The sequence below is a fragment of the Rufibacter latericius genome (genome assembly GCF_003721515.1).
Lineage (GTDB): Bacteria > Bacteroidota > Bacteroidia > Cytophagales > Hymenobacteraceae > Nibribacter > Nibribacter latericius.
On record NZ_RJJD01000001.1, the window covers coordinates 649,619 to 662,850 of the forward strand.

The 13,232-nt window shown below is 52.4% G+C and carries 9 protein-coding genes; 1 reads left to right on the top strand and 8 read right to left on the bottom strand.

The window, feature by feature from the left end; all coding sequences use genetic code 11:
* Positions 1 to 75: 75 nt before the first annotated feature.
* Positions 76 to 1,305, top strand: coding sequence for a PAS domain-containing sensor histidine kinase (locus EFB08_RS02540; RefSeq protein ID WP_123125323.1), 1,230 nt, complete (start codon positions 76 to 78; stop codon positions 1,303 to 1,305).
* A 26-nt stretch (positions 1,306 to 1,331) separates the two neighbouring features.
* Here EFB08_RS02540 and EFB08_RS02545 read toward each other — a convergent pair whose 3' ends face one another.
* From EFB08_RS02545 to EFB08_RS02590, 8 genes are all read right to left on the bottom strand, one after another.
* Positions 1,332 to 1,745: a hypothetical protein gene (locus EFB08_RS02545; RefSeq protein WP_125077630.1), complete on the bottom strand. Its 414-nt coding sequence runs from the start codon at positions 1,743 to 1,745 to the stop codon at positions 1,332 to 1,334.
* A gap of 624 nt (positions 1,746 to 2,369) precedes the next feature.
* Complete coding sequence (locus EFB08_RS02555; protein WP_123125326.1) at positions 2,370 to 3,287, bottom strand: DUF808 domain-containing protein; 918 nt, start codon at positions 3,285 to 3,287, stop codon at positions 2,370 to 2,372.
* Between the two features lie 650 nt (positions 3,288 to 3,937).
* Entirely contained in the window at positions 3,938 to 4,384 is a 447-nt protein-coding gene (locus tag EFB08_RS02565) for a DUF937 domain-containing protein (protein WP_123125328.1), read from the bottom strand.
* A gap of 195 nt (positions 4,385 to 4,579) precedes the next feature.
* Positions 4,580 to 5,998, bottom strand: a complete 1,419-nt coding sequence (locus EFB08_RS02570; protein WP_123125329.1) for a glycoside hydrolase family 125 protein — start codon at positions 5,996 to 5,998, stop codon at positions 4,580 to 4,582.
* A 54-nt stretch (positions 5,999 to 6,052) separates the two neighbouring features.
* The gene (locus EFB08_RS02575; protein ID WP_123125330.1) at positions 6,053 to 7,087 is read right to left on the bottom strand and encodes a glycoside hydrolase family 43 protein; all 1,035 of its coding nucleotides are present in this window, start codon (positions 7,085 to 7,087) and stop codon (positions 6,053 to 6,055) included.
* A gap of 123 nt (positions 7,088 to 7,210) precedes the next feature.
* On the bottom strand, positions 7,211 to 9,703 hold the full coding sequence (locus tag EFB08_RS02580) for a glutaminase family protein (RefSeq protein ID WP_123125331.1): 2,493 nt from the start codon (positions 9,701 to 9,703) through the stop codon (positions 7,211 to 7,213).
* A gap of 125 nt (positions 9,704 to 9,828) precedes the next feature.
* Entirely contained in the window at positions 9,829 to 12,036 is a 2,208-nt protein-coding gene (locus EFB08_RS02585; protein WP_227006181.1) for a hypothetical protein, read from the bottom strand.
* 15 nt (positions 12,037 to 12,051) lie between these two features.
* Positions 12,052 to 13,173: a glycoside hydrolase family 76 protein gene (locus tag EFB08_RS02590; RefSeq protein ID WP_123125333.1), complete on the bottom strand. Its 1,122-nt coding sequence runs from the start codon at positions 13,171 to 13,173 to the stop codon at positions 12,052 to 12,054.
* Between the last annotated feature and the right edge of the window lie 59 nt (positions 13,174 to 13,232).

Genomic DNA, 13,232 nt, shown 5'->3' on the forward strand with positions numbered 1-13,232 from the left:
TGCTATTCATAATTTTTCCATTATATTCATGAAACAAACAGGCATTCTATACAAATAAAAATAAGGAGACAACCATTGAAAGTATCCCAAATCAAATCAGTTAAAAGTAGAGTAGAGTGGGCGAGGTTTGCCCAAGCTTCCTTAGACCTTTTCTGTACCCTTGATGCAGAGGGGTACTACTCTTTCACGAGCGAGGCCAGCACTGATCTGTTGGGTTATGAGAGTTGGGAACTGGAAGGGCAACACTTCACAGACCTGCTGCACCCCGAGGAGAAAACCAGCACCCAGCAGGCGCTTCGGGCAGTTTACAGCGGATTCAAACGCCGCGATCTGCAGACCCGCCTTCTTCATAAAAACGGAACCGAAGTACACGTTCTTTGGTCTGCCGCCTGGTCTGAGGAAGACGAGGCAATGTTCTGCATAGGCCGTGACATTACAGGCCTTGTGGTGAGCAGCCAAAGAAAGGGAAGTTGCGACCAGAGCCCAAAAACGGTTTCTTTGGCCAAGACAGCCATCCATCCTTCCGGTTCTCTGGTTACCCAGGAAGAAGCACCTGCCTCAGTGGAGGCCCCGTGCCAGGAAGTTAAAATGGAGCTGTCTGAACTCACCAAGGACCTCACCCGCAAAAACAGCGACCTACAGCAGTTCACCTACATCGTATCCCATAACCTGCGCACCCCGGTAGCCAACGCCATAGGACTAGCCAACCTACTGACCAGCACCGACAGGACCTCGGCTTCCTATGACAGATCCCTCTCCTACCTAAGACTGAGCCTGTACCGGATGGATAACGTCTTGAAGGACATGAACACCCTCCTGAGCATCAGAGACAGACAGGGCAACACCGGCAAAGAGCGCACCGATGTAAAGGAAGTGATCCTGCAGGCCATGTCGGCGCTGGAGGAGCAGTTCCGGGAAACGGGCGTCACCCTGAACGTGGACGTAACCGATGGCTTGACCGTGCAAGCCAACAAAGCCTACCTGTACAGCATCCTTTTTAACCTACTTTCCAACGCGGTGAAGTACCGGGCCGAAGGACGTCGGCTGGAGGTGAACATCCTTTGCCGCAAAGAAGCCGGGGTGGGCACCACCATCTCCTTCACTGACAACGGTTCTGGCTTTGACATGGAGAAAAACCGGAACAACGTTTTCAAACTGTACAAGCGTTTTCATCCGCACACCGAAGGACGGGGCATGGGTTTGTTCCTCATCAAGGCGCACCTTGATTCCATGGGAGGCAGCATCCAGGTGAACAGCCAGGTAGGCAATGGCACCAGTTTCCTGATCAGTTTACCCAAAAACTAACCCCAGGGCCTGCCCAGCAGAAACCCTTATTTCACCTTCGTCCACTTTTCGGTGGTCATTAGGCCATTGATATCGCCAACCTGGTTCATGGTTCCGGTGCCGGATAGAGTTACCTTAAAGGTAAACGTCTTGCCGTTCATATTAGCGGCATTCTTGCTTACATTCAGGATGCTTTCGGTTAGTATTCCTTTGGCCAGGCTGTAAGTCCCGAACAGCGATCCCAGGATCTCGTTCGTTTGGGCATCCAACTGGAGGACGGTGAAGTGGGTGGTGGAGAAAATCTTCAATCTTTTGAAGCCCCGCTCCTGCGGAGTAGTAGGCAGACTGTCCCCGAGGGTGAATTGGGAAAGATCCCAGGTTCCCATTATGCTGGCGGATGTGGTCTGCGCCTGGGCTACAACACCAACAAACATACTCAAAACGGTCAGGAGGGTTTTCATGAGGTAGCCTAAAATAGATATGAAACTATTCAATACCCGATCAAACATTCAGCTTCTTAAGGGCGGAAAACGGCAGCCCCTAGACGAAACAAAGACGAAGGCCCCTACAGGGAAGGCTCTGCAGGAAATCAATACGCATACCACACAGTTCCTCTGAAAAGAAACAGGAACAGGAAACCAGAAAACGACCAACCCTTTCTATGATGGTGCTAGAAACCCGGCCTCATGAGCCGTTACCATTAGCTTATTGGTCATGCATGCTGCTTAGCTAATTTAACCATATTACCTGGGCTATCCATGGAGAAGGCGTTGTATTTATTTGTCTTGGTTGTTCACCAGATCAAGGATTCTGGCACTTCGCAGTTTAGGGCCTGTTTCCCGAAAAAGGACCTAAAACTGATTTACTTCATTTTAAGTCAAGCCCTCCTTCAAAAGGAGGAAATCAATCCTGTCACCCTTCCGCAAAGCTTTCAACATTCCTTCATTGGCCAGTCACCCATTCTTGAGGTTAGGTAAAAGCAGTTGGTCCCGTTTTAGGCCTGTTTCTGTGAAAACAAGCCTAAAACGGGACCAACTGCTTACGTGGTATGAATTCTGAAATTTGCGAGTACCCGCCTCCTGAGGTTAAAAGAACCTACGGACAGCCACCACTATTTTCTCGATCACGGCACCCAACGCTAATCCACCTATTCCGCAGGCCAGGGCTTTCGCAAACCAGGCCAGAGCGGGCATATCGGCTAAGGCGTGTTCTAGGTCATGCAGGGCATGGCTGGTAAAAGGAATCCCGTGGGCGATGATCTCGGCTCCAACCCACAACATGGCGGCGGTTCCTACATATCCCAGGATTTTCAGAAAATGGGGCATAAACGTCACAATACCCCGCCCGATCTTCCTTACCTGCGGATGGAAGTTTTCTTTGGCCATGTGTACCCCTAAATCGTCTGCCTTCACAATGAGGCCCACAAACCCGTACACGGCCACGGTAATAAACACAGCCACGCTAAGCATTACTGCAATCTGGGTGACCAACGGCTTATCGGCTACGGTGGAATAGGTGATGGCCACGATCTCGGCGGACAGAATCATATCCGTCCGGACGGCGCCCGTAACCCTTTCCTTCTCCAGTTCCTCGGGGGTGATCACCTTCACTTCTGCGCCGGAGCCATCATGGGAATCGCCGTGGCTCTTGCTGAACATGGAATGCACCTTCTCGTAGCCCTCAAAGCACAGAAAGGCACCGCCCATCATCAAAATGGGCGTGATGGCCCAAGGCGCAAAGAACCCAAGCAGCAGGGCCGCGGGACTCAACAGCAAGACTTTGTTGATGAGGGATTTCTTAGCGATCTGATAGATGATGGAAAGCTCACGCGAGGGATCAAGCCCCACCACGTATTTGGGCGTAACGGCGGTATCATCAATGACAATCCCCGAAACTTTCCCCGTGGTTTTGGCCACCTGGGTAGGAACATCGTCCAGACTGGCGGCGCTGACCTTCACCAAGGCCGCGATATCATCTAATAAAGCGAGGAGGCCTGCACTCATGGCCGGCCTCCTTTTCTAAGCAGAGGATGTACCTCCTTGTTTCCAGAATCCCGGTGGAGCGCAATGCCCTGGTTGGTCTTAAAACTCATTTTGTCTTTTTCTTGTACGTCGTCTTTTTCTTGTACGTCGCTGCCAGCATTTTTTGACTGAAATCCGCTGGCCTTGCCGGTAGTGTGTATCAATTGGTGTGTCATCTCCTGTTTTTATCGCTGCCTGGGGGTTGGACAAGCGAACCCTAGGCCTTCATCGGCTTGCCTTCATTCCCTTGAAAACTTTCCTCGGCCAGCCTAAGCCTTTTCTGCCGAGAGCTATCCTTCTAAACGGATTTACCATCTTCCCCAAGTTTCCGCGTTATGGACTTTGAAAGGCAAACAAACCTTTCGGCTGGAAGAAAGCTCTCTCCCCCAAGAAACAATAATACGAAGTTCGCCTCTCATTTGGCGTATCATTTATAAAATCGATCCTTAACCGGGCCAAGCACAAGAAAGCGTTTCTGGCCTGATTTGGGAAAACAAAAGCTAAAACGGAAACGAGATTACAGAAAAAGAACCACGGCACCTGCCTATAAGGCTTGGTTCCCGTGGTTCTGTCTGCGGTTGCCCTCTTTCCGGAAGGTGGCCAAAAACTTTTCAGAAGGCCCAAGCTACTGCTTATTTAAATAACCCGCCTAAGTTCCCTAAACTTCCTAAACCGCCCGCACCCATTCTGGAGATAGATTCAGAAATATTATCTGGGGTGATGCTGTGGTCATTAGGATCAGCGGCCTTGTTGGCGAATTTTTGCAGCAAACCGGGCAGAGCCGCCGCAATGGCTCCGGTGGCTGCTGGCGGCAACCCGAACTTATTACCCAGAGTGCTTACAACCCCTCCGGCAATGGCACTGGTAATGGGGTTGCCCGATGAAGTGCCTCCTCCCTGGAGCATGGACATCAATCCGCCCACGCCCCCCTGAGAAGCAGCTTGGCTCGCCAACCCATGGGTAACCTGATTGGCAATCTCGTGGTGCACAGCATCGACTTGGCCCGCAGGAATAGTAGACGCCACCTCTGGATTGTTCCCCACATGTTGTTTTACAAGGTCTAAGATTTGATCAAACATACGTCCTCCGCTTTAATGAATGTAAATAAGAGTAAACGGGCAAAAAGAGGAAGGGTTGATTTCACCTCCAGGATCGCTCCTTTGCCAGAACCTGACACCCTTCTTTAACGCCAAGCGGTTACCCTTTTCACGTAGTACGAGTTCGTCTTATTCTCTTACTTATAATAGGTACTTTACCTCCCCTCCGGCCAAAGTTTAGGCCAGTAGTTTAGGATTTTCCTGGTACGTTTTCCAGATGAATTCCCCGAAAAGCGTGTTGGCCCAAGCAAACCAAGAGCGGGTGAAGTTCTTAGGATCGTTCTTGTGGAAAGACTCGTGCATGAACCCTGTTCCGCCGTGGGTGCTTTTCAGCATCTCAATGCAGGTTTTTACTTCCTGGGCATCGGTGGAGGTGAGGCCGCGCATGGTGATAGCCATGGGCCAGATCATGTCCTGCCCCACGTGCGGACCGCCAATCCCTTCGGCGGCACTGCCTTTGAAGAAGAACGGATTGTTCTCAGATAAGATGTATTTGCGGGTATTTTGGTAAACCGGGTCAGAAACAGAAACCGCCCCCAGATACGGCAAAGACAACAGGCTAGGCACGTTGGCATCGTCCATGAAATAATAATTCCCGAAACCGTCTACCTCAAAGGCGTAGATTCTGCCGTGCTGCGGATGGTCTACCACCGCGTGGGTCTGCAGCGCTTTTTCCACCTCAGAAGCCATGGCCAACAGCGTATCTGCGGTATTCTTGTCTTTGGCGATAGCATTCATCATCTCGGCGGCCTGCCGTAAACTCACTACCGCGAAGAAGTTGGATGGCACCAAAAAAGAGTAGATAGTAGCATCATCGCTGGGCCGGAACGCGGAGCAGATTAAGCCCACGGGCTTTACCGGGAAGCCGTAGCCACCCATGGGCAAGGTATCCGTAGGGGCATGCGTGACGCGCTGGAATTTGTAAGGCCCTAAGTTCTCTTTGCGTTGCTGTTCTTGGAAGGTCTTGTGGATGGTTTTGATAGCTTGTTGCCATTGGGCATCGAAGGGCTTGGTGTCTCCGGTTTCTTTCCAGTAATGGTAGGCCAGCCGGATGGGGTAGCACAAAGAATCAATCTCCCACTTGCGCTCATGCACGCCGGGTTGCATTTTGGTCAGGTCTGTCTTCCACTCCCCTACCTTGTTTTCGTCGCCGTAGAACGCGTTGGCATACGGGTCTTTCAAAACGTATGAGGTCTGACGGTCAATCACTCCGGCTACCAACTGTCTTAGCGGTTCATCTTTCTTCAGGAACTGGAGGTACGGCCACACCTGGGCCGAGCTGTCGCGCATCCACATGGCGTCAATGTCGCCGGTGATGACGTAGGTATCGGGTTTGCCGTTGTTTGTTCTGTGGGTAACGGTGGTATCCAAAGTGCTGGGAAAACAGTTCTCAAACAGCCAGCCCAGTTCTTTGTCTTTCACATTCTTCCGGAACTCCTTGATGGCTGCCTCCACCGATTTACTCTGGAAATTACGCTTGGTCGCCGGCACCCGCACCACCGGAAAATCAGAGGTAGAGGCAAATAAAGACATGGGGGCAATAACGGCGCCGGCGCTTAAAAAGGCTGAGCTTTGAATAAAGGTTCTCCTGTTCATGTAGGTTGATTTTTGAATATCGTGGTAAAAAGCTTTTTCCTGAGTAGGACTAGCTTATTTGATTTTCTGCTTGGCCACGCCTTCCTGCGTAATCTTCACCGGCTGGATAAAGCCATTCTCGTCAAAGGCCATGCGGTCAATGCAGGTCACGCGATGGTCCCTACCTGTATCGCCTAAGGGTCTTCGGTGGTAGACTATGTACCAGTCGTCTGACTTGGGATCATGCATGACCGAGTGGTGCCCGGCGCCCGTGGCTACCTGCGGGTCCTGCGCCAGGATGGTGTTGATGCGCTTAAAAGGTCCCATGGGAGAATCGGCGATGGCATAGGCCACCCGGTAATCGGGACCTCCCCAACCGCCTTCAGACCACATGAAGTAATACTTGCCGTTTTTCTCAAACATGAACGGACCTTCCACATAGCCTTCCGGGGTGATTTCCTTGAAGGTTGTTCCGTCTTCAAAGGGTGTGAAGCCGGTGAAATCGTCTTTCAGTTTGGCGATGTTGCAGTGCCGCCAGCCGCCGTAGATCATGTAGTACTGGCCGTCCTTGTCTTTGAACACGAACTGGTCAATGGGCTGGGCGCCGTTATGGAATTTGTCGATCAGCGGCTTGCTCAGGTAATCCTTGAAAGGGCCTTCTGGCTTATCAGCAACCGCCACACCAATACCCCCAATTTCATTATCGCTCTGGATATCATTGGCCCCGAAGAACAGGAAGTACTTGCCCTTCTTCTCCACAATGGCCGGGGCCCAGATGGCTTTCTTTGCCCATTTTACCGCCGTGGTGTCCAGGATGCGGGGGTGTTTGGTCCAGTTCACCAGATCTGGCGAGGAGAAGGCATCAAAGAACACCTGCTTTTCATAAACCGCCGAAAAGGTGGGATAGATCCAGTACTTTTTTCCGAAAATGGCACCCTCGGGATCGGCGTACCAGCCGGGGAAAACCGGATTGCCGGCGGTGGTTTTCTCAGCAGTTTTGGCTGTTTTCTTAGGAGCCGTTTTGGCTACGTTTTGGGAAAAGGCAGGCAAAACCGCACCAGACAGAAGGCCGCCAAGAAGTAACGTTTTAAGGGATGTTTGAAGAGACATAAAGGCAGTTGAAATTTGTAAAGGCTGCCTTCAGGAAAACTGAAGGCAGCCCGGATGAGGAAACATAGGCCCTACAAAATAGACAAAGTATCGGTCTGTCTCGCAGAGTGGCCCTGTTGATTTTTATTTGGTGTTGGCGCTTTGAAGCGGCTGTTTGTTTAGCTTGTCTTCCAGCACTTTCATGAAATAACCGCCCACCACTGAACGGGCCCGGAAATTAGGCACCTCGGCGTTGGTGGTCTCGTGCCAGTCACTGATCGGGATCCTATAGGAAGTCTCGTTAGCGTATTTCCAGACCGGGGCTACAATGGCTTTGAAGTCGGTCGGGTTGTCTGACAGGGTGGCGGTCCAGATAATCCAGTCAGACTTGGTGTAGGTTTTACGGCTATCCAGCGGGAGTCCGTAAGGCCCCTGTTTGGTCAGGTAAAACTTCACCTCGGTTTCACGCACGCTTTTAGGGAAGATGTTCAAATCCAGGATATCATCCCAAGCCAGGTTGTACTTCTGGCTCCAGGTGCCTTTGTTTTCGAAAGCCAGGGTATAGTGGTTTCCGTCCTCGGCCAGTTTCATCCACTTCTGCGCCATCTCTTTGGCATCGGTGGTGTACTGTTTGGCCACATCTGCCTTGCCTAGCATGCCCGCTATCATACCGTAAGCTGCGAGGGCCTCAATGGCTTTCACCGACAAGTTCGCGTTGCGGGCTAGGTGACCGGCAAAGTCATCGGTAGAAAGCTGGTTCTCGGGGTCGAAGCCGCTTTTCCTTAGGAATTCGGCCCAGGTGGTAAGGGTTTCCCAGTGCTTGCGGGCGTACTCGGCGTTGCCTTCGGCCTTCGCGATGGCCGCCGTTAAAATAAGCATGTTGCCCGCTTCCTCCACCGGCATGTCCTCGCCGTAGGTCTGGCCGTTGGCGATGGGGTACGTGCCCAAGTCATGCGCCGGGAAAGGCTTTTTCCACTGGCCGCTCTCGCTGTAGTAGAAGATGCCGTTTAGCATACCTTTTAGCAAATCTGGGTTGTAAACAAGGAACAGCGGTGCGGACGGATACGTCACATCCACGGTGTTGATAGAACCGTTGCTGAAGTTCTCCTTGGACAGGAACAGGATCTCGCCCTGCGGACTTTTCACCAGAATGTGGGCCGCGATGGCCTGGCGGTAAGCCAACTCGCACAAGTCAGCGTATTCTTTGCCGCCGGCTTTCTGGGCGTCCTGGTACAACTGCTTGTCAAAGGTCTCGCACTGCTTGATGGTCTTGGTGTAATCAGTGGAGGCTTGGGCCAGTTCTTTCTCTATAGTCGCGGCTTCGTTTTCTTTCCACCAGGGGCGTAGGTTCTGCTTGAAATACTGGATGGCGTATACCTCATCATACCCCAGCATGAACACCTGTTCTTTGGCTTGGGTACCCACTTGGCCCAACGGCACAATGGTGCTTAGCATCAGGCTTCGGCCCTGCTCCGTGTTCTGCACCGCCGGAGTTGTGGCGGATAGAAATGGCGCCACCGCTTTCCCCACTGAGGTCACGTACTGGTTGGCTTTGGCCGTGGCCGGAACCGCGACGTACAGGTATCCCCAGTCTATGCGTACATCGTCGCCTTTCTTCTGCAGCATGGGCTGGGCAGTGGTACCGGCTTTGAGGATGGATAGCTTCTCGGCGGTATACTCCTGGGCTTTCACTTCTTGGTCTTGTGTGTTCACCGCGATGTCTGAGGAAGCACCTAAATACAGTTGCACGTTATGGGCTACCTTGTCATTGGACTTCACTTTCATGGACACGTAAGACACCGGCCGGGCCAGCACGTCCAGGTTGTTCATGAGCAGCGGCGAGGTGAAGGTGGCGGTCACGTCCACTTTGCCGCAGGTGAATTGGTAAATGGTTTGGGTGGCGTTCAGTTGCACGCTTTTCTGCACGGCCGGTAGTACCTTGGCGTATTCCTTAGAGGTTTCCTCGCGCACGATGCCCGCATCTAGCCAGCGGCCGCCGGCAGTGTTGGCTACGTGGATGGCCAGCACGTTGCCTTCCTTCTTCAGCTTTTTGGCGACTTCCGGCTTAATGGGAATGTACTCGTACTTATGCACCCAGCCCACGTGGCGGTAAATCTCCTCGCCGTTCAGGTAGACTTCCACATTGTCGTCATGGTTCAGTTTCAGGAACAGGTTTCCGGCATCGGCCTCAGAAAAAGAGAAGGTTCTGCGCACCCAGAGGTTGCTGCTTTCCCAGGGGGTTTTGGCCTGGGTTTTATCATCCCCGAAAGGCGCTGCCCCGGTTTTCCAGGCAGACGCGTTGAATTGCGCCGATTGCCAGCCCGCGCCGGGTTCATTTTCTGTGTAGGTGAAAGAATAAGGTTTCTCGTCTGCCGCCGGAAGCACTGGCGCGTACACCCTCGCTTCCTGCCCCAGGAAACGGTACACGGCACCGTCTACCTTCACCATGCCAATGAGGGGCATCTCCTGGCCGGTCCAGTGTTTTGTAGCCGATTTTGACAAATCATCACCAAAAGACCAGATACTGAAATACGGGTTATGCGTGACTAACGGGTAAGCAGGCGCCCGGAGATCCTGCGCCGTGAGCACTAATTGGGGCAACCATACCAGAAATAAAAACAGACTTATTCTTTTCATACAAATGGGGAAGAAAGGTTTGTTAGCTTATAAAGATGAATTTCAAAACAGTGGAGAGGCTATAATAAAGTTAAGGTTTTCTGCATCTTACACAAGAGAAGTACAGGGTTCACAAGAGGATCATCTTACCAATTCACCTGCACTCTGATGCCGCGGCTGTCATTCTCAAACTGAACCAAATAGGTGTTGGTCTCCTTGTGCCAGGCGGTCTGCACGTCTGTGAGTTTCTGGCCTCCAGCATCAGTCAGGGTGATGGTTTTGGGTTCAGCGGGCAACACCATCCGCATGGCGTTTATAGTATTGGAAGGACTCTTGGTCAGGAAAGAATAAGCAGTTTTGCCTTTCTTCTCTTCGTACACCCGGGAGGCGGCACACAGCACCGCTGGTTCTTTTTTGCTTTTCAGGCGAGTGAGGTTATAGAGGTAGGCTTGTTGGCCGGGCTTTACTATTTTCTCCGGCAACACCGGTAACGCAGGGTCAAACAAATCCACCACCGGGCCTGGTATTCTCAAGGGAGCATCACCCACACTTTCATCCAGAACCGCGGCAATGTCATAGGGTCCGCGCTGCAGCAGGAAGTGGTTTTTCGTGATGACTTTGCCGGCCTTGGCATCTGTTTCGTAGGCGTTTTTCACCAAAGAGATGAAATCTGAATCCTGCTTTGCTTGCAGCACCAGTTCTTTGGGATCGCGGCGCAGGAGGTACACTTTGCCTTTGCCCACCGCATAACTTTGCTTTCCAGAAGCCTCTGAAATACCTAGTTGCTCCAAGAGATGCTCTGAGGGAGCTTTGTAGCTTTTGCCACCCGTGTTCCACCATTCTTTCACTGTCTGGAAAGGGTCTTGGTCCCGGCCCACGTACACCAGCACGCCGCCGGTTTTGACCCATTTTGCCAAAACCTCATGCGAAACAGGCGATATGGGTTTCATGTTGGCGTAACTCATGATGAGCACTTTGGTGTTCTTCAGGGTTTGGTCTAGACCCAAGTTTTCCATGTGCACCGTGCCTACTGGAATACCCTGTTTCAGGAGGGGCATCACCATGCCGTAGAAATTGGAAAGCTGCGGGTCTTCGTAGCCTTTGTGCGTGGGGAACCGCTGGAACATCATGGAATTGGCCAGCAGAATGTCGATGCCTTTGGTGCCGTTCACCTGGTTAGAAGACAAGGGCATGTCGTTGAGGGAGTTCACCATCACCTGCATCTGGGTGGCATAGGTTCTGGGGATGGGCTGAGTTTCATTGCTGTTTTCCATCTTGAACTTACCCAGGTAGATGCGTTTGGGCCAGGGCATCACCTCGTAAGAAGCCACCATGGGGTACAGCAGCTGCGCGGTGAAGGTGGCTTCGTAGTTTCGTTTGTAGTCGTCCCAGGTTTGGCGGCGGTCTTCAATGGGATCGGTGAGGAAGAACATCTTGCGGCCGGTGGGCGCGGTCATCGACACCATGGAGCCGTACTCCAGAAAGGCGTTCTCAAATACGCGCTCCTTCAGCACACCGTTAAAGTGGATAGGCTCCCGGGAGGTGCCGGTCCAGACTTGCGCGATGTAGCCGTCCATTCCCTCCAGGTTCGCCAAGCTGGCTTCCGGACTCACTATGGCCCAGGAGGAATAATTGATGAGCGAGTGCGTGGGCACGTAGCATTTGACGGTAAGGCCTTTGCTCTGGCTGTAGGACCGCACATAGGCGAACACCTCTCTCAGGGCGTTGAAGTAGAGCTGGTATTTCAGTTTGGAGGAAAGGTAGGTCGCCTCGGGAGACTCGTCCTGCGCCATCCAGGGGAAGCCGTACTGTTTTTCCCATTCTTTTTTGAAAGAAGGCCCATAACCCGCCCGCGCCCAGAACTCAGGTTCCTCCAGGTGCACGGCTGTTACACCTGCGTCAATGGCTCTTTTCACCAGTTCCTTCATGTAGGTGAGGTACGTGGCCGAGGGAACCACGTAGGGCACGTCTTTGCCGTGCCAGATGGTTTCGCCGTTCTTCATGACCTGCCCGTCTTCCCAGTGGGTTTTGCCGTCGTACTTGCCCGTGAAGTAATCCTGGTACTCGCCCCAGGCGATGCCTGTCATGAAGTGCACTTTGTAGCCTTTGTCGCGCCAGCTTTTCACGCGGCCCTCAAAGTCACCGCCTGCATCATTAATGCCGTAGACAATCGCCACATCTGAGCGCACATCATAGTCCGCCGCCCAAGCATCGGCAATCTGGAAAGCGGTTTTCTCGCCATCGGGTTTGGGGGCTTTCAGCTGGGCATGACTCGTCCATCCCAGCAATAGGGCACCACTCAGAAGGAAAGCGACTCTTGATTTTAGGACCATGGGGGTTACGGTTGAAAGCATATAAATAAACTCAAGCTATTCCTTAGGAGGGCACACCTGCATCATACCCACCACGCTGCTGGCCTCGTAGGACTGAATGGTGCCGGTAGGGCACGCCACGCGATAATCCCTAAAGGTGAGGTTCCGTGCTTTATCCCGGTTTTTCCAGGCCAGGGTGATGTTGTCCTGAATCCAGGGCAGGTATTGAGGTTGGTTCGCGTCTTTGATGAGCATCATGATGTAGCGCCCGAAGATGGCTTTGAGAACCCCTTGCTCGTTCCAGTCACCCTCAGCGGGAAGAATGCCGTTTGCATCGCTCATCTTCTGCTTGGTGTAATCAGCGGCTAGTTTGGCGTCATTCAGATAAGACTCGGTGCCAGTGGCTTTGTACAGCATCACCGCAGCGCCAATGCAGGTTCCCTGGTTATAGGTGTAATCGCTCCAGCCCACGTTGCCCTGAACCACGTGAATGTTATCGGCCACCCGCCCGTTGTTGAACAGGTTGGCTCTGGACCACGCGTAAATGGTTTTGGCTTTGTCCAGGTACTGGGCATCTTTGGTAATGTTAAACAGCTCCATGGCCGCAATGACCGTGGGGTAATTGATGCAGGCGTTCTTGCCGTCCTTGGCAAAATTCCAGAACATGCCGCCATTGACTGGGTCATAGGATCTGCTCCAGACATGCTGAAACCCTTCTTTGGACTTGTCCAGGTACACCTGATTGCCGGTGATCTGGTGCGCTCTAGCTAAAGAGATGATCCACCACATCATGTCATCGTAGATAAACCACTCGCGGGTGTTGTTCCAGTTGTAGCCATCGTACCGTTGGAAACCGCCCTGGTAAATGTCATTCACCAACTTCAACTGGTTGGCGTCTTTGGTGCGGTTGTAGGCATCCATGGCGATGTCCCAGTAAACAGCCTGCGTCCATATGGCGCCTAATCCCGTCTTGGCTGAAGTGCTGTAATACAGTTTTGCCTCTGGATTGTAAAAATGGGTGTTAAACGCAGTGTAGGCGATATTCACATCGGCGGCGGTGAAGGAAGCCGTTTCCACAGGAGGTTTGGTGGGAGTTACCTCCTCCTCTTCCTTCTCGCTGCCGCAACCTAGGAAAAGCAGCACCAACGCTGACAAAGAGAGATACTTTAGCTTTTTCATCTTTTGAGGGTTAATCGTCTGAAAAATGGCAGATTTGTCTACCTTCCCACCTGTTCCCG